The following is a 17,175-nucleotide window of genomic DNA, read 5'->3' as shown; positions in this document are numbered from 1 at the left end:
ACTTGGACACATGACAGGTTTCGCCCGCATTTTTGAATAAAATTCCAGAAGTTGCGTCATATTTGGTTTTGCATAAGGATTGCATAAATAATCAGGGCAAATTGTAGAGGAGGACAGGTACTTGAATAAGAGAATGATAGTCAGTGGTATCGTAGCAGTATTGCTGGGAGGAGGGCTGGTCTGGGCTGCGGATCGGGAAGAAAACAGCGGCATCTCCGGGTGGGAGACGATGGATACCTCTATGGCGCTGGCGGTTGGCGGAGCGAATGTTGAGGAACCACTCCCTGCCGGAAAGAGCAGCAAGTCAGCTGCGCTGCAGGGGGAGGTCAGTAAAGAGGGGATTGAAGCAAACGGAGGAGCCAAAAAAGCCGGAGCAGCAACACAGGCTGGTAATACTGCGGTTACTGGAGCCGGGGCGGACAGCGGTCCAAATGCTGCTGACCCCGCTGGAGGAGCCGCATCTCAGGATAATAGCGGGACAGGAGGGGGCAAGGCGGCGGCAACGGCGGGCACACAAACAGCTGGGACCACTGCAGTGGCAGGCGGAGAGGGTATACCATCGGCACAAGGCGCAGCTTCCACGGCACAAGCTAATGAGAAGACGGAAGGGAAAATCAATGTGAACACCGCCGGAGCTGCTGAGCTTATGAATTTGCCGGGAATCGGTGAGAAGAAGGCGCAGGCGATTATTGATTACCGCAGCAGCAAGGGGGCTTTCCGCAGCTTGTCCGAACTAGGTGAGGTGAAGGGAATTGGACCAAAGATGCTGGAAAAGCTTGAGCCTCTGGTAGTCTTTTGAAACGGGAGATGCGTTTCCGGAGATGAGGAGACTGTTCTCCTAGTGAAAGCAAGCTGCAATATGCTACAATAGTGAACAACTATTGAAGAGAAAGCGGAGATTACTGATGAGTGTGGCCTATCGCAAAAACTGGGATACATATTTTATGGATATTGCCTGCATGGTTTCTACGCGTTCGCGTTGCAACCGCCGCCATGTCGGTGCTGTGCTGGTGCAGGGAAAGAAGCTGCTGGGTACCGCGTATAACGGAGCGCCCATGGGAGTTCCTGACTGCTCGGAGGCGGGCTGCATGGTCTCCGAGCAATATGAGCGGGAGATCGTAGACGGTGTGGAAACGATGGTGAAGAAGCAGCGCTGCATCCGCACGATTCATGCCGAGCAGAATCTGCTGCTGTTCACCGACCGGAGCGACCGGGAAGGAAGTACGGTCTACGTCACCGATGAGCCTTGCTGGACCTGCGCCAACATGCTGGCCAACAGCGGTATTGTGGAGATTGTCTATTTGCGCCCATACCGCAAGGATATGGAGAAGGTAGAGAATATGCTGACCACCAAAGGGATCATATTCCGCCAATTGGAGAATTATGAGCCACCGGCAGAAACGATGATCACCGTCTCGGAGTAACAGAATCCATGCGAAATTAAATGAGTAAAGGGGAAGAACCTCTGTATGCGCGGATGTACGCGTATATTGGGGTTCTTTTTGTTGTCCGGTCAGTTCAGAAGGAGGGAAAGAAATGAAGGGAAGGCCGTTGTTAGGGTTTACAGTCTGCTGGATCACAGGAAGTGCGGCAGCCTGCCTGTTCTCGGGCTACAAGCTGCTGATTCTGTGGGCAGGCTGTCTGCTGCTGCTCGCGATCTATGCGGCCTGCGGGAGATTGGGCTGGAAGCAGCTTGCTGTATTTGCAATATCGCTTGCTGTCGCCGCCCTGTATTGGGAGTGGAATGAAGGCCGCAATGTCAGTCAGCTGCCAACAGCACTTGCATCGCAACCGGCAGAGCTGCAGGAGAGTAATGTGGAAGCCGGGGGGATGATTGTGTCTCCTGTCGAACGGGACGGGGACCGGGTGGATTTTACGCTGAAGCTATCACAGATACGGAGCAATGCAGCAGGGCAGACTGCAGCACAGGTAGATGGGGAGCTTGTCGCTGTTCAGATCAAGCTCCAAGCTGAAGCGGAAATTGCCGTGGCCGCCAATTGGGCAAGAGGAGACCGGGTGATGCTGGCGGGTGAACTGGTACTGCCGGCGGAGGCACGTAATTTTGGAGGCTTTGATTACCGTGCTTATCTGCATACCCAAAGAATCCACTGGCTCCTGAAAGGAAGCGGGGCCGGAAGCGTGGAGGCTACGCCTCCAGAGTCTTGGGGAGCTTCAACCCTGCTGCGCTGGAATGATGCGGCGCGTGTTGTGCTTGGAGCTGAAATGGACCGCTTGTTCCAGGACCGGCATTCGGGATATATGAAAGGGCTGGTGATCGGAATCCAGGACGACCTGGACCCGGAGACCTTCCGGCAGTTCTCACAGCTGGGACTGACCCATATTCTGGCGATTTCAGGCATGCATGTGGCGGTGTATGTCGCAGTGCTTTTATTTATCCTCAGGCATTGCCGGGTAACAAGAGAAACGGCGCTGACTGTCACGCTACTTCTGGTTCCTGTATATGTACTGTTATCCGGGGCAGGGCCGTCAATTGTGCGGGCGGGACTGATGGGTATGATCGCGCTTCTTGCCGCGCGGCTTGGGATGCTCAAGGACGGACTGAATATTCTAGCCGCTGCGGCACTCATTATGCTGGTCTGGAACCCGTATTTGCTGCTGAGTGTCAGCTTTCAGCTGTCATTTCTGGTGACGGCAGGTTTGATGGTCTATGTGCCGCTTGCCAATCCTTTGATGAGGCGTCTGCCGAGCTGGCTGGGAAGTTCCATATCGGTAACCCTGATCGCCCAGCTGGTTTCCTTTCCCCTGACGATTTATTACTTTAACCAGTTTTCGCTGCTGTCCTTTGCTGCAAATCTGGTGCTGGTGCCCTTCATCACTTTTTTGGTACTGCCGCTGGGAACATTGGCTCTCCTGCTGGGCTGGTTCTGGGAAGCTGGTGCAGGTGTGGTCGCAGATGCTGCCGAACTGCTGAATAATGCCACCTTTGGAGCGGTGGAATGGGTTAACGGATTCTCCGGTGGGGTGCTGATCTGGCGCTCCCCTACACTGCTGTGGATTTGCGGCTATTACCTCCTGCTGTACGGGCTGCTGTACGCCTTGAAACAGCGGGCAGGGGCACATGCACGGGAGATTCCGCAATATATGGAGGATGAAACCAGGCCGCTGGCCGAACTGGCCCCGGAAGGCAACGGCAAAGGCAAAGGAAGAAGCCGGGAACGCGATGCCCTGGCGCTATCCTTCCAGCCCCGGGGCCGAATGGAACTGGCCGGATCTGCGGTTCTGATATGTGCTGCCGGGCTGTTGCTGCTGCTCTACAGGGGCTACCATGCAGTGAGCCTTGAAGGTGCGGGGGCCATCAGTTATCTGGATGTCGGGCAAGGTGACAGCATCCTGATAACAACCCCCGGCGGGGCGCATATTCTTGTCGACGGAGGAGGTACGTTGAGCTTTGGGAACAAGGAGGAATGGCGCATCCGCCGTGATCCCTTTGAGGTTGGAGCGAAGACATTGCTCCCGTTGCTAAAGCAGCGCGGCATCCACAGACTGGACGCCGTTATTTTGACGCATGGTGATCAGGATCATGCCGGGGGACTGCAGGCAGTGCTGGAGGGAATGCCCGTGTCGGCTGTTCTGTTCAATGGCACGCTGGCTGAGCGTGAGCCTTACAGGAAGCTGATGAGGACCGCTATTGCGAAGAAAGCCCGGTTGTACGCTGTGCAGCAGGGGCTGACACTGGCTCCGGATGATCAGACGAAGCTGTTTTTTCTGTGGCCGGAGCCGCAGCAAACTGACGGGCAGTCCGTACTTCCGGCAGTGGAAGACCAGAACCATGAATCGGTGGTGTTTCGTCTGGAGATGAACGGACGTAATTTTTTGTTTACCGGAGATATGGATAAAGCGTCGGAGCAGGCGGTAATTCTGGCAGCAGAACAGACTGGACTAGACAGCGGCGCGAAGATCGATGTACTAAAGGTTGCCCACCACGGAAGCAAGACTGCGACCGGAGCCGAATGGCTGGAATTCTGGAGGCCGGATTTTGCTGTGGTTTCAGCAGGTGTCAATAATCTGTACGGGCATCCGAACGGCGACGTATTGCAACGTTTGGCGGAATCGAATACTGCGGTGTACCGGACTGATTTGCATGGGGAAATTCAATTGAAGGTGCAACAGGAGGGGATTGCAGTTCGCCATAAGCTTAGGGCAGAGCAGGAGGAACAGCCAACACCGGAGAAGGAGACACGATGATTTTCCTGCTTTTTAGGAGGGGCTTATAAAGGGATAAAGGCAAACGGCGGCAAATTATTAATTTTAGAGGAAAATGATGGAACCATTTGCGCGCTGGAGAGTCTTATTGGGCGAGAGGTGATAACAAAGATGCACAGCGAGAAATTGTCCTATACAATGGCGTGTACACCGTCAATGACGCTGCGGGAAATGATGGAGAGTTATGGCTCCGATGTCTGGCACTATGCTTTTTTTCTGACACGCAGCCGCGAGCAGGCGGATGATATCAGTCAGGAGGTCTTCTTGAAAGCCTATCGAAATATAGGCAAATATCGCGGCCACTCGACGCTGAAGACCTGGCTGTTGACCATCACCCGAAATACGGCATTCAGCTGGAGAAGGAACAGCTTCTGGCGAAGGTTCATTCCGCTGGGCGAGCAGCATACTCCAGGCCAGGCGCGTTCTGCGGAAAAGGAAGCGATGGGCAACCAGTATGTCAGCCGGATTTGGGAGATTGTTATGGAATTGCCCGATAAGCACAGAGAGGTGCTGGTGCTTGATATCCAGCAGGGGCTGTCGATTGCTGAAATGTCCAGAATGCTTGGTATAGCGGAGGGGACGGTCAAATCCCGCTTGGCCCGGGCCAGAGAGAAAGTAAGAACGGCGATAAAGGAGGAAGAACTGTGAAAAGTCAGCACTCAGATAAAAAGGGAAATGTCATGTTCGGGGCGCAGGACTGGTACGCCAAGGCCGGGCGCATTCCCTTTCATGATGACGGATTCACACCGGAGCTGATGGCCCGGATACAGCAGGCCGCCGACAATCAGCCTGCGGGCAAGCGGATTTTCCGTTCCGGTAAAAGCTGTACCATGGTAGGGTTGGCTGCAATCCTGCTGCTCGGGGTTTTGGTTTGGCCGTTCAGCGAATCGGGCGCGGGGAGATACATGGATCAAGTGTCCTCTCTGTTCAGCAGCAGCACAACTGCCGCATTGCCGCCATCAGCTGTAGTTTCAGCTTCTCCTTCAGCAGATACACAGGCATTGAATCCGCCTATAGGCTCTGCAGAGTTTGAAATTGGCGGCCAGAAGTATTACATGCCCCTGCCGCTGGACCGGAACAAAACACTGGCTTACGCAGCCGAAACATCGCAGGGAATCATTTGGTCACCGCCACCGCCAATGGTGAACTATACTAAACCGAAGTATACACACAACACGGAGCCGTACACGCTCTATTTGACGCCTAAAGGCCACGCGGAGCTGTCGGCTGCAACAGCCCAAAGAATATATACTTTCCCGCTCTACGCCGGTGGTGCGCAGTCGTATTATGAACTGGCCGGAATCTATGGAGCCGGAGACTATATCCTGATGGTGAACCGCTCATACACAGTAGGTGAGCCAAGGCTGCAAACCGAGGCCAAGCTGTCTGTAATTAACGTCAAAGAGGCGGCTGATGGGGGGGCTGCAGTGCCTAAGGATTTATTGACAATGAGTTATGAATTTGCAAAGTACAATTCCTTTATCGCCGTCAATCCGCAGGAGGAAGAGGTACTGCAAGTTTATTATGTTGAAGACGGAAATGGAGGTTATACTGCCCACAATAAGCTTTATGATATCGAAACAGGCAAGGTGCAGGTGCTGGAAGGCACGATTAGCACGGATAAGCAAGTTACAGATGCAGCTATATCTACATCTTTTATGTACAGCAACATCAATACGTTAAAGAAGAGAATGATATTGACTGCTCATTATGAAGTACAGGGCGAGAAACGGTCAACGGAAATCACCTTGCCGATTGGAGAACAGTGGTTATTCGATTGGTGGGAACAAGAATATGGGTTAAATATGGACCCCTGGAAATGAAAATTTATCTTCTTCATCTTTCTGCTCTGATCGATTACTAGATAATTTACTAAAAAAAAGCTATACTTTTTGATAATATCAGAAAGTACGGCTTTTTTTGCTGCTGCTCTCTGACTGTTCGTGAATAACAAGTATTTTTTCTATAAGGAAGAGTGGAGCGGAAAAGATGAAGAAGCTGACAATTGAGGATGTTGCCCAAAAGGCGGGAGTGTCGAAAAGCACGGTCTCGCAATTTTTGAATAAACGGTTTAAATATATGAGTGAGGCGACCAAAAACCGGATTGCCGCCGTCATTGAAGAGCTGAATTACCAGCCGAACGGGCTGGCCCGCAGCCTGAAGCAGAACCGCACGTTTATGGTCGGTGTCATTGTGGCCAATATAGATTATTCGCTGTCGATACAATGCATCAGGGCAATTGAGAATGAGCTGCAGCGCCACGGGATACAAGTCATTATCTGTAATGCCGACGAGAATGCCGATAAGGAAAATACTTACGTGGAGACGCTGGTGGCCCGCCAGGTGGACGGCCTCATCATCTTCCCGACAGGAGACAATCCTTCCGCCTATACCCGGCTTATTGAAGCCCATTACCCGCTCGTATTTATGGACCGGCTGGTGGAAGGGGTCACTACGCAAAGCCTGCTGCTGGATAACGAAATGGCGGTGAAGACCGCAGTCAAGGAGCTGGTTCGGCATGGCCATGAGGCGATAGCCCTGCTCTCGCTGCCGCTCGGAGAGCATGCCATTACGCCGCGCAGGGAACGGATGAGCGGCTTCAGGAAGGCGATGGAGGATGCCGGGTTGGCGCTGAACGAACAGTATATGCGCAGCGTCTCAAGGGAAGAAATCGCTTCGGCCCTGGATGCGCTGCTTGCTCTGCCGCAGCCGCCGACAGCGCTGCTTGCAGCCAATGACCTTGTGCTTGGGGAAATTCTCAAGTACGCCAACCGCCACTCCATTGCCATTCCCGGCCGGTTGTCCGTCATCGGCATTGACGATGCCGAGTTTGCACGGATTTATAACCCGGATATCACGACCATCCGGCAGCCGGCCTATGAGATGGGGATGCAGGCAGCCAAAATCATGCTGTCTTTAATTGAGAACGAGGATACTTCCGTTCCGATCACCTACCGGTTTCCTCCCGCACTCCAGCAGGGGCAGTCCGTACAGGCACCGGCTAAATAAAACGGTTTATAAAGCATTGTTAATCACAATCTGATCTGTGCAGCCTCACAATGAAAAGCCCTACACAGTCCCTTTAAAACTGTGTAGGGCTTTTCATTCAGTTATTTTTACAGTCAGTGGGTATTTGCCTAATTACACGCTGGCGTTCATAAACTTTTCCAGCCCGTGCCGTGTAGGCAGTCCGTCCATATCACCTGGCGACATTACAGCCAAAGCGCCGATGGCATTGCCTCGCTTCACTGCTTCCCCTACCGGCAGCTGCTCCAGCAGCGCGCTGATTACGCCGACGGCGAAGCCGTCACCTGCACCTACGGTATCAATAACCTTTTCTACCTTAAAGCCATCGACATAACCTTCTTCTCCGCCGGAGGTTTTGTAATATGCACCTTCAGGTCCCAGCTTGATCACGACCAGGGATACGCCCCGATCCAGGTAGTAGCCGGCAATATCCTCCGGTGTGTCCAGTCCGGTCAGAATCTTGCCTTCCCCAAGCCCTGGCAGGAACCAGTCACAACGTGTCGCCAAGTCGTTGATCGTTCTAACCATAGTCTCCTTGTCCGGCCATAGTGTGGGGCGCAGATTGGGGTCAAGAGAGACGGTTTTTCCGCTCTTTTTCATAAATTCCATGGCATGCAGGGAGAACTCATGACAGGTCTTTGAAAGTGCAGATGAGATGCTGGTGACATGCAGGTGACCGGCGGAGGCGAAGTATTCTTCATTGAAGTCGGCCAGACTCAGCTTGGAGGCTGCGGAATTTTTGCGGAAATACTCCACTTTCGGATCACCGGTCAGTACCTTGGATTTGATTAGCATACCGGTCGGGAATTCCTTGGTGTACGTAATACTCTTTGTATCAATCCCCTCTTTCTCCAGCGCCAAGGCAATGAACTGGCCGAAGTTGTCTTCACCAAGCTTGGTGACATAGCCGGTCTTGTGTTCCAGGCGCGACAACCCGGTCGCCACATTGCTCTCTGCCCCGGCGAGCGCCTTGGAGAATGAAGTGGCCTCATGCAGCGGTCCGGCCTCATTAGCATAAAACATCGCCATCGGTTCCCCGAATGTGACTGCGTTTAATGGTTTGCTCATGGATAATTCCTCCTCAGGGTAATGATCTAAGCCCTGTATAAATGATTTGTAATTTGAAATTATCATATAAATCGGTTTTGTACAATAAGTTATTACGCTTTCATCGTAGCCTGTGTATAGAATTTAATATTGTATATTACATAAATCCTTTATTTATAAGCATTTTGTGACTGAGGAAAAGAATTAATTCGTTATTCACATAAATATATATTGACTGTAGACAGCATTGTTATTACTATTTTCATATAAGGTTTTGAGCTGATGTTAGTAAATTAGATAAATTAATTTATCTAAAGAAGTATTTCTTACATCCTATATTCGAATGAAGAAAGGGAGTTAACCGATGAAGAAAATAAAAGTATTGCAAAACATCACATCCGTTGGCGTAGTTGCCGTTATCCGTGCGGACAATGCCGATGATGCTTACCGGATGTCTGCCGCCTGTATTGAAGGCGGACTGAACAACATTGAGGTAACCTTTACTACACCGGATGCCGATGTGGCAATTAAACGGCTGGTAGCCGATTTTGGAGGCCGTGCTGTGATTGGTGCAGGCACGGTGCTCGACCCGCTTACCGCAAGAATTGCTATTCTGGCAGGCTCGGAATTTGTGGTCAGCCCTTCCTTTGAAGAAGAGACGGCGAAGATGTGTAATCTATATGGGATTCCCTACATGCCGGGTTGCTTGACGCTGAATGAAATGAAGGAAGCGCTCAAGCTGGGTGTGGATGTTCTGAAGCTGTTCCCGGGCAGTGCATTTGGACCGGATTATATCAAAGCGGTCAAAGGTCCGATGCCGCATGTCAACATCATGCCGACAGGCGGCGTGGATCTGAACAATATGGAGAAATGGATTGCAAACGGCTGCATCGCTGTAGGCATTGGCGGCAACCTTACCGCCCCCGCCAAGCATGGCCGTTATGATCAAATCACCGAGCTGGCTGCCCAGTATGTAGCCAAGTTCAAGGAGATCAAGGGCGTATAAACCTTGAAATCCCAAATGGTACAAAACAGAAGCCGTTCGACCGGGTACTTGCCGGCCGGACGGCTTTTGTCGTTCTTTTCAAAGCTTCATTGTATAGAACAGGGACAAAAACAATAAACTGTAGAGTAGAGAGCGGCGTTATAATTTAGTTTGCCGGGAGTGAGTTGGATGTCTGCCTATAACAATAAGCTGCTAAGCCCAGCTACTGAGGATGACGCGCAGTATGTCTGTATTAAATGTAGCAAGCATGGCTGCAAGGTGACGGTGGGCCGGATTTACAGGCTGGAGCGAAACTACAACAACCCGCAGCTTTTTGTGGGCGGTGAAATCTATATTGTGGATGATGAGCAGAAAGACAACTATTCCATTTTAATGCTGTGCCAAACTGTCTTGTATAAATAGGATGTAATGATTGCCAAATACATAGATTTAGCCGTCAGCCCCACTCCGTGGGGCTATTTTGTTTCAATTTTGTAACGAACTTCTATAAAAGAGTATTTGAAGATTCAGTGCTTCCCCTGTATGCTTAGTAAGGATTATAGACCGTTCCGGTGGAAGCTAAGGGCTGAAACCCTTGCGGCCGGAAAGACGTAATAAACAAAGTTTGGTATCCTAAAAATAATGATTACAGGCTTGCAACAAATCCGCAGTCTTGCGCGTCAGTAAGATTGCATAGAGAGGGGGAACCTTCGTGGTGGAGCAGGGACTCATCAGAGCCGCTCAAGCGGGCGATCGCGACGCTCTAATCACCCTATTGCGAGAAATTGAGGGACATGTATATAAAACAGCCTTCTATATTCTGCATAATGAACAGGACGCTCTGGATGCATCACAGGAGGCACTCATCAGAGTGTATACCAAAATTGGTTCATATGAAGAGAAGGCACAGTTCAAAACATGGGTTCAGCGGATCGTTACCAACATTTGCATTGACAAATTCAGGAGAACAAAACCTACAGTTTCAATTGATGAACACGAAATGGTGTTTCAGGACAATAAACATAATGTGGAGCGCGAAGTGATGTCCGCCTATTTGCAGGAGGATATCCGTGAAGCGATTGACCAACTCCCTGAGCATCACCGCACCGTAATTGTACTGCGATATTTGCAGGATTTTTCTTACAACGAGATAGCAGACTGTTTGGATTTGCCTTTGAATACAGTGAAATCTTACCTGTTCCGGGCAAGGCAGCAGCTGCAGAATAGACTTCAGGAGTACCAGAAAGGTGGTGTATCAGGATGAAATGCGCGGAGGTGATGGAATGGATGCACCGCTATTTGGATCATGATCTCAGTCAGGACGAGATGATTGAAATGTTCCGTCATATTGATGATTGTTCTTCCTGCGCGGAAGTCTTTGACCGGCTGAAGATGCTCTCCCAGCAACTGGAGCAGCTGCCGGACGTGAAACCCCCATTCAGTCTGGTTGACTCAATCCTGCCTCAGCTTGATCAACTGGACCTAAACATCCAGGGGAAAAGCGCAGATGCGGTAAGCCCTGAAGAAGATCCAAAGGTCGTGCCTTTTTCCCGCAAGAGCACCCATGGCAAAGCTTCCAAGGGAGCTTCCCTGGCAGCGCGGACAGGCATAGGAGCTGCTGCGGCAGCGGTTATCCTGCTTATTGCTATGTTTAATATGCCGGGCAGCATGCCGACGGCGGATGTGGAGCAATCGCTACAACAGACAGCTGAGAACAACGCCGGCAATGATGCCCTGAGCATAATGTCCTCGGCAGCTACGGATTCCGCTGAGGAGGATGCTGCACCGGGCGAGAGCAAGCAAGAGTTGGAGAACTCCGAGAAAGTGGATCCTACTTCCGCTGGCGGGGGCCAGAATACCGGCGGTAGTGCCGCACCGGCAGAGACTGCTGCTGCTCCAACCGCAGAAGCAACGGATAAAGCTCCTGCCATGACCAAAAAGTCTGGATCAGATAAGCGGACTTCAAGCAGGAAGGTCACTAACGGAACAGCAACTCCGGCACCCGGGGCTGCGGATATGGACTCCAAAAGCAGCAATAACATGGAATTGGACGAAGGCGGGGATCCGGCAGCAGCCGACAGCCGGGAGTTTCTGGATGCCTCCCATGAGCCCGGGGCGGGGGAAGATAGAAATATGGGCTTTTCTGCTCTCAAAGCCCAAGCTTCGTGGACCTCACCCGATGGTCTCTACACAGCTGAACTGGCCGAACAGCAGCTGGTAATTTATAAGCTTCCTTCAAACGGACCAGAGCAGGAAAGGACGGTCCTGACCTCACTTCCACTGGAAGGAGCGTGGGTTTCCGGTAACTGGTCGGCGGACGGACTGCAGTTCTCCTATGTGACCGAGCAGAACGGCGCTGAAGTAGCCAATGTATATACAGTTCCTGAAGCCGGTGTCTCTGCCTCACCGGCAGCATCACCGGAGCCTACGCCGGTAGCTTCACCTGCTGTTACCCCGGACGCGGCAACGTCCAATAAATAATTGCAGAGTGGAACTTTTTGAGAGCTAGTGGAATATGCTATGGTAAGAGGACAGGAATTTCAGGATTGCGAGTTTCATCGGTATGACCGTCGGAAGGGAAGTTTCTAGAGCTTTTCCTTCCGTCGTTTATATAGATGCGCCGCTGAAACGGAGCAACTTTGGTCAACGCTGCCGAAGTTGCTCCGTTTTTGCATGTCATGCTGCAGGAAGCTTGGACGGATAGAGGGAAAGACGCCTATGTTTATAGCTGCTTTTTTGTTAAAATATAAAAATGGATTGGATTCATACAAAGCTTTGAGGAATGCAATGGAAAAGGAAGTGGCGGGATGGATGCCAAAACGGCGGCCAAGGACATCAAGCAGGGGAATATTTCACCGCTGTATGTTTTGTATGGCAGTGAGAAGTTCCGGATGAATGAATTTGCGGCCTTTCTGGAGGAGCATCTGATTGCCAAAGAGGACCGTGACTTTGCAGTGATTCCCTTCGATCTCTCGGAGACGCCCGTGCAGGCGGTTATAGAAGAAGCGGAGACTGTGCCGTTTATGGTGGAGCGGAAGCTGCTGCTGGTGAGAGATGCTTCCCTGTTCACGGCGGGGAAAGAGAACGCAAAGATTGAGCATCGTGTAGAAATACTTAGCGATTATATGCAGCAGCCGGCTGAATTCAGTGTAATCGTATTTATGGTCAATAATGACAAGCTGGATGAACGCAAAAAAATCGTCAAAGCGGCCAAGGCCGCAGGCACGGTGCTGGCCTTCAATCCGCTGGGTGCGGAAGAGCTGCTGCGCTGGGTGGAGAAGGGCTTCCGTGAGCGCGGCTGCAGCGTGGCGTCTGGAACAGCCGAGGCGCTGGTGGCCAGTGCCGGGACAGGGCTTCAGGGTTTGTCTGCAGAGATGGACAAGCTGTGCTTGTTCGCAGGTCAGGGCGGAACCGTGGATGCTGCAGCAGTGGAGAGTCTGGTACACCGCGGCACTGAGCAGAATGTGTTCACCCTGGTGGAGGATATAGCGAACTTACGCCTCGACAAGGCGCTTAATACACTTTACGAGCTGCTGAAGCAACGCGAGGAACCGATCAAGATTGCCGCGCTGATCGCCCGGCAGTTCCGGATCATTCTGCAGGTTAAGGATTTGTCCGCGCTGAGCTACTCACAGGGGCAGATTGCTTCGCAAATTGGACTGCATCCCTATGCCGTCAAGCTGGCTGGTGAGCAGGCCCGTAAATTTGAAAGCCAGCGCCTGCGGAGTATTCTGAGCACCCTGGCCGATTTGGATTACAAGATGAAGACAGGAGCTATAGACAAGGTGCTTGGGCTGGAGATGTTTATGCTGCAGCTGGGCGCTTGAACCGGAACAAGACCATTCATAGAACATACTGCAAAAAAGCCTGCCCCGTGTTGCGTAATATCACCGGGCAGGCTTTTGCAGTTCCTACTATTATAAAGAGGTAAATGGGCACAAAAAAACCTAACCGTATGCAGCATAGCGGTCAGGTTCTTAGAATGCTCATTATGAATGTCGCCCTTGGCTTAGGCTTCTGCCTTAAGAGCGTTCAATTTCTTCGCCAAGCGGGATTTTTTGCGGGCAGCCGCATTTTTATGAACCAGACCTTTACTTACGGCCTTGTCCAGCTTTTTGGAAGCAGCTTGGAAAGCAGCTTGAGCAGTTTCAACTTCCGTTCCTGTCAGTGCTACATCAGCAGTTTTCACAGCTGTACGAAGCGCGGACTTCTGGGAAGCGTTCAGTGCACGGCGTTTTTCGGTCGTCTTGACGCGTTTAACCGCGGATTTGATATTTGGCATTGCATTCACCTCCTGGAAGACATTCGAAATCATCATATGATTCACAACTTAAAATAGTTTAGCATGACCGTTAGCAAAAAGCAACACTAAAAGCTTTTGAAAATCGCATTCCAATGTAGCTGATCCTCTCAGTACCGTAATGTGAAATGTTATACCTATTTTGAATTTGAATTAAACCTTGCTGCCCTGAATAAACCACAGCTATCTCTCGCACACTATCGACAAAAAGCAAAAGCTAATGCTCATTAAATTATAAGGAGGCTGAACTATCAATGGAACTGGATCTTCAGCTGTATTCGGTACGTACGGATTTGGCGGTAGAGGCGAAGGAAATGGCCCAGGGACCGCAAAAAACGCCGATTCCCGGTGTGAATGAAGAGGTGGAAGAAGAGGGCGGAATCAAGGTAACCCGGCTTGGAGTAGCCAATAATGCAGGATCACAGGCTATCGGGCGTGCGATCGGAAATTATGTGACGCTGGAAGTTCCGGCACTTCGCGGCGGAGATACCGGTCTGCAGCAGAAGGTATCCACCGTGTTTGCCCGCGAATTTGAACAGTTCCTGAACCGGATCGGAATCAACAAAGAATCCTCCGTGCTGATAGTGGGACTGGGCAACTGGAATGTAACTCCGGACTCGCTCGGCCCGCTGGTGGTGGAGAACGCACTGGTTACGAGACAGTTCTATGAATTGGTTCCGGATCAGGTCTCTCCCGGCTACCGTAATGTGAGTGCGATTGCCCCGGGTGTGCTCGGACTGACCGGCATTGAATCGAGCGAGGTTGTGCAAGGGATCGTGGACCGCACGAAGCCGGATGTCATTATTGCGATTGATGCCCTGGCCTCCCGTTCACTTGAGCGGATCAATACGACGATTCAAATTGCCGATATCGGGATTCATCCGGGTTCGGGAATCGGTAATAAACGGCGTGGACTGACCAAGGAGATTCTGGGGATTCCCTGCATTGCTATCGGCGTTCCTACCGTTTGTTATGCGTCCACCATCGTCAATAATGTGCTGGAGATGATGAAGAATCACTTTGCACAGGTTGGAGACGGGGCAGCCCATACGAAAGAAATCATGGGTATGCTGGATGATATCTCCGAGCAGGAGCGGCTTGCGCTGGTCAAGGAAGTGCTTGAGCCGCTGGGACATGATCTGATTGTTACCCCTAAGGAAATCGATGAGTTTATTGAGGAAATTGCCAATATCGTTGCCAGCGGACTGAATGCTGCATTGCATGAAGCCGTGGATCCAGGCAATGTCGGAGCCTACACGCATTAATTTTCACCTGAATATAGAGCCCGTACCGGCTGCCGAACGGCAAAGCCTGTGCGGGTTTTTTTCTGTTACCGGCTGGCAGATTCCACCGCTGCTGTTTCTACTTATCTCTTTTTCGGTTCTAGTATTCCTCCCTGGCTCATAGATTTGAAATATAAGAGATTACAGAGGGCTGGAGGAGGACATAACAATAATGAATAGAAAATGGTTTCAGCTGTGGAATATCGGCCGGCTGCGGGGAAAGCTGCTGGATGTTCTGTCGCTGGGGAGAACAATGCTGCTGCTGGCCGGAGGTTCACTTGTGTTTTTCATGCTGCTTGGAGCCGGTGGATTAGCCGGACAGAAGCTGAACTCTTCACCCATTCCTTCTATGAAAGGATTGGCTGCTTCGCTTTCCAGCGGATTCTTTATGGAGCTTCTGGGCATGGAGGTTCCGCATTTGCCTAAAGGGGACGAGCCTTCGGCATTTTCGGGCCCCAAGGTCACCTCCTTCGTGTTCCGGCTGCTGACAAGCGTCGATCCCGGTGATCCGAAGAGTCTGCTCTCGCGTGAGGTGCCGGGGCTGGCAGCGGATGATCCTTTCCTGCTCCGTAAAGGCTCAGGCGGCGCTACGGGAGCACCGGCTGATTATCATCCGGGCAGTGATGAGCTGGCCTCGGACGGCGGAACAGGGACTGGCGCAGAGGGTGTGGTGGATGAACATGGACCATCTCCGGCGGAAGACACAGACAACCCGGGTACAGAGGCTTCTCCGCAACCTGAGGCTACGGTGACGCCTGACTCTCCCGAGACCGGAGGAGACGGGGGCAACAGCAGCCCGGGTGATAACGGGGGGAATGTGCAGGATACATCAATTAAACGCATTCTGGTCTACCACTCCCATCCCCGCGAGGCTTACAATCCTCTGCTGGGGGTGCAAAGCGACAATCCAAGCTCCGGCGTGCCTTCCAAAAATGTAATGCTGGTAGGATCATATATAACAAAGCGGCTGGAAAAGCGGGGAATTGGAACGGTGCATGCACAGGAGGATTACGCGACGAAGGTACCGGATTACAGCTGGAATTTTTCCTATAAATATTCACGGATGACTATTAAGTCAGCGCTTGCCGGGAATCAGGAAATGACTGAGCTGATCGATATACACCGTGATTCACAGCGCCATGGCAAAACGACTGCAGAGATCGGAGGCAAAAGCTACGCCCAGGTCTATTTCATTCTTGGCCATGCGAATAAGAACTGGAAGAAAAATGAGGCTTTCGCCAACGAGATTCATCAGCTGCTGGAGAAAAGCTATCCGGGCCTCTCACGGGGCATATGGGGCAAGTCGTCCGGAAACGGAAACAACGGGGAGTATAACCAGAGTCTCTCACCAAACAGCGTGTTGATTGAGGTGGGCGGAATTGACAATACTGCCGAGGAGCTGAAGCGTACAGCAGACGTTCTAGCCGATGCCATCGCCGATGTGTACTGGAGCAGCCATGACGCCGAAAAAGCTGCCGCCCCGGACAAAAGCGCCGATACGCAGACGCAGGAAAGCGGAGCTGAGGGCGTCCAGGGATCAAAAAGCACAGGCGGCGTTTCTTAATTCATACAGCGCTATTAAATCGGGCGGGCTTTACAGCAAGCATTAACAAGTATCAGCAAGTATTAAAAGGGAGTGACAGCTATGTCGCGGTTCGGGAAAAAACTGACGATGGTCGGAATTTGGGCGGGAATCGGCATATTGATTGGCATGCAGTTTGGCGGAGTTGGCAGCAGCGTCGCTAAGAACTCCGCGGTGCTGCCGGGCTGGAACGGAATATCCGGGACCCCCCAGACCGGACAAGCAGCAGGAGCTTCCGCCGTGACGGGAACAGGGGCGGGAGCCGTTAAGGGAGGGCAGGCTTACGTTTATGTGCCTGTGGCTATAGATCCGGCAACAGGTGCTTACACGGTGCTTCCGGGGGTCCAGACGCAAACTGCGGTGCCTAATGGCACCGAGCAGCTCCCGCAGCAGGAAGTGAAGGATTACAGCACGCTGACCCCGGAGCAGATTCTGATTCCGGAGGAGCAAAACAGGGGAGTGGATGTGCTGGCGGATAAGACGGCAGGCCTGCTGCAGCAGGCTTCGCAAAAAAGCATCCGCTGGGTAGTCTCCTTGTTCGACTCTGTCGAAGAGTGACAGGCACCCCGCACGAAGAATGCATCATGTTTATTCGTTGCAGCTGTAAAAGGCTAGGAAGAGCCTTTATAACATAGTCCTTATATGAAAAGACATCAACCGGATGTCTTTTCTTTATTTTCCTGCGGGGGACGGGATTGATGGGGGAAGCGCGTACTGTTATAATAAG

Annotated in this window: 16 protein-coding genes; 14 read left to right on the top strand and 2 right to left on the bottom strand. The window is 51.7% G+C overall.

Going from position 1 to position 17,175, the window contains the following annotated elements:
• The first annotated feature begins 121 nt into the window (after positions 1-121).
• The 6 genes from MHI45_RS10865 (at position 122) to MHI45_RS10840 (ending at position 7,233) form a co-directional block, all read left to right on the top strand.
• The gene (locus MHI45_RS10865) at positions 122-799 is read left to right on the top strand and encodes a ComEA family DNA-binding protein (RefSeq protein ID WP_340896910.1); all 678 of its coding nucleotides are present in this window, start codon (positions 122-124) and stop codon (positions 797-799) included.
• 106 nt (positions 800-905) lie between these two features.
• Entirely contained in the window at positions 906-1,424 is a 519-nt protein-coding gene (locus MHI45_RS10860) for a deoxycytidylate deaminase (RefSeq protein ID WP_038595511.1), read from the top strand.
• Between the two features lie 112 nt (positions 1,425-1,536).
• On the top strand, positions 1,537-4,206 hold the full coding sequence (locus MHI45_RS10855) for a ComEC/Rec2 family competence protein (RefSeq protein ID WP_340896911.1): 2,670 nt from the start codon (positions 1,537-1,539) through the stop codon (positions 4,204-4,206).
• A 129-nt stretch (positions 4,207-4,335) separates the two neighbouring features.
• A complete protein-coding gene (locus MHI45_RS10850) occupies positions 4,336-4,872 on the top strand; it encodes an RNA polymerase sigma factor (RefSeq protein ID WP_340896912.1) in 537 nt (178 codons plus the stop codon).
• Positions 4,869-6,047, top strand: coding sequence for a hypothetical protein (locus tag MHI45_RS10845; RefSeq protein ID WP_340896913.1), 1,179 nt, complete (start codon positions 4,869-4,871; stop codon positions 6,045-6,047). Before MHI45_RS10850 ends, MHI45_RS10845 begins: the two co-directional genes overlap by 4 nt.
• A gap of 166 nt (positions 6,048-6,213) precedes the next feature.
• On the top strand, positions 6,214-7,233 hold the full coding sequence (locus MHI45_RS10840) for a LacI family DNA-binding transcriptional regulator (protein WP_340896914.1): 1,020 nt from the start codon (positions 6,214-6,216) through the stop codon (positions 7,231-7,233).
• Positions 7,234-7,365: 132 nt separating this feature from the next.
• Here MHI45_RS10840 and MHI45_RS10835 read toward each other — a convergent pair whose 3' ends face one another.
• Entirely contained in the window at positions 7,366-8,319 is a 954-nt protein-coding gene (locus tag MHI45_RS10835) for a sugar kinase (RefSeq protein WP_038595506.1), read from the bottom strand.
• Between the two features lie 343 nt (positions 8,320-8,662).
• Between MHI45_RS10835 and MHI45_RS10830 the strand changes: the two genes are divergently transcribed.
• The 5 genes from MHI45_RS10830 to holA all read left to right on the top strand — a co-directional run bounded on the left by MHI45_RS10830 (position 8,663) and on the right by holA (position 13,110).
• A complete protein-coding gene (locus MHI45_RS10830; RefSeq protein ID WP_038595505.1) occupies positions 8,663-9,304 on the top strand; it encodes a bifunctional 2-keto-4-hydroxyglutarate aldolase/2-keto-3-deoxy-6-phosphogluconate aldolase in 642 nt (213 codons plus the stop codon).
• Between the two features lie 168 nt (positions 9,305-9,472).
• Positions 9,473-9,706, top strand: a complete 234-nt coding sequence (locus MHI45_RS10825; RefSeq protein ID WP_038595504.1) for a hypothetical protein — start codon at positions 9,473-9,475, stop codon at positions 9,704-9,706.
• 289 nt (positions 9,707-9,995) lie between these two features.
• Positions 9,996-10,547 carry an RNA polymerase sigma factor gene (locus MHI45_RS10820; protein ID WP_038595503.1) on the top strand — a complete coding sequence of 184 codons (552 nt, stop codon included), beginning with the start codon at positions 9,996-9,998 and terminating at the stop codon, positions 10,545-10,547.
• Positions 10,544-11,764 (top strand): anti-sigma factor family protein, encoded by a 1,221-nt coding sequence (locus tag MHI45_RS10815; protein ID WP_340896915.1) that lies wholly within the window; start codon positions 10,544-10,546, stop codon positions 11,762-11,764. Before MHI45_RS10820 ends, MHI45_RS10815 begins: the two co-directional genes overlap by 4 nt.
• A gap of 326 nt (positions 11,765-12,090) precedes the next feature.
• Positions 12,091-13,110, top strand: a complete 1,020-nt coding sequence (gene holA, locus MHI45_RS10810; protein ID WP_340896916.1) for a DNA polymerase III subunit delta — start codon at positions 12,091-12,093, stop codon at positions 13,108-13,110.
• Between the two features lie 182 nt (positions 13,111-13,292).
• On the opposite strand, the gene rpsT is transcribed toward holA, so the two are convergent.
• Positions 13,293-13,565: a 30S ribosomal protein S20 gene (rpsT, locus tag MHI45_RS10805; RefSeq protein WP_038595494.1), complete on the bottom strand. Its 273-nt coding sequence runs from the start codon at positions 13,563-13,565 to the stop codon at positions 13,293-13,295.
• A gap of 272 nt (positions 13,566-13,837) precedes the next feature.
• Between rpsT and gpr the strand changes: the two genes are divergently transcribed.
• From gpr to MHI45_RS10790, 3 genes are all read left to right on the top strand, one after another.
• Entirely contained in the window at positions 13,838-14,848 is a 1,011-nt protein-coding gene (gpr, locus tag MHI45_RS10800) for a GPR endopeptidase (protein ID WP_340896917.1), read from the top strand.
• 190 nt (positions 14,849-15,038) lie between these two features.
• Entirely contained in the window at positions 15,039-16,430 is a 1,392-nt protein-coding gene (locus tag MHI45_RS10795; RefSeq protein ID WP_340896918.1) for a stage II sporulation protein P, read from the top strand.
• Positions 16,431-16,511: 81 nt separating this feature from the next.
• Complete coding sequence (locus tag MHI45_RS10790; RefSeq protein ID WP_340896919.1) at positions 16,512-17,006, top strand: hypothetical protein; 495 nt, start codon at positions 16,512-16,514, stop codon at positions 17,004-17,006.
• The last annotated feature ends 169 nt before the right edge of the window (positions 17,007-17,175 follow it).

This window comes from Paenibacillus sp. FSL H3-0321 (assembly GCF_038002865.1).
Taxonomy (GTDB): domain Bacteria; phylum Bacillota; class Bacilli; order Paenibacillales; family Paenibacillaceae; genus Paenibacillus_AQ.
The sequence above is the reverse complement of the archived record's forward strand: the minus strand, read 5'-3'. Positions and strand labels throughout refer to the sequence as shown.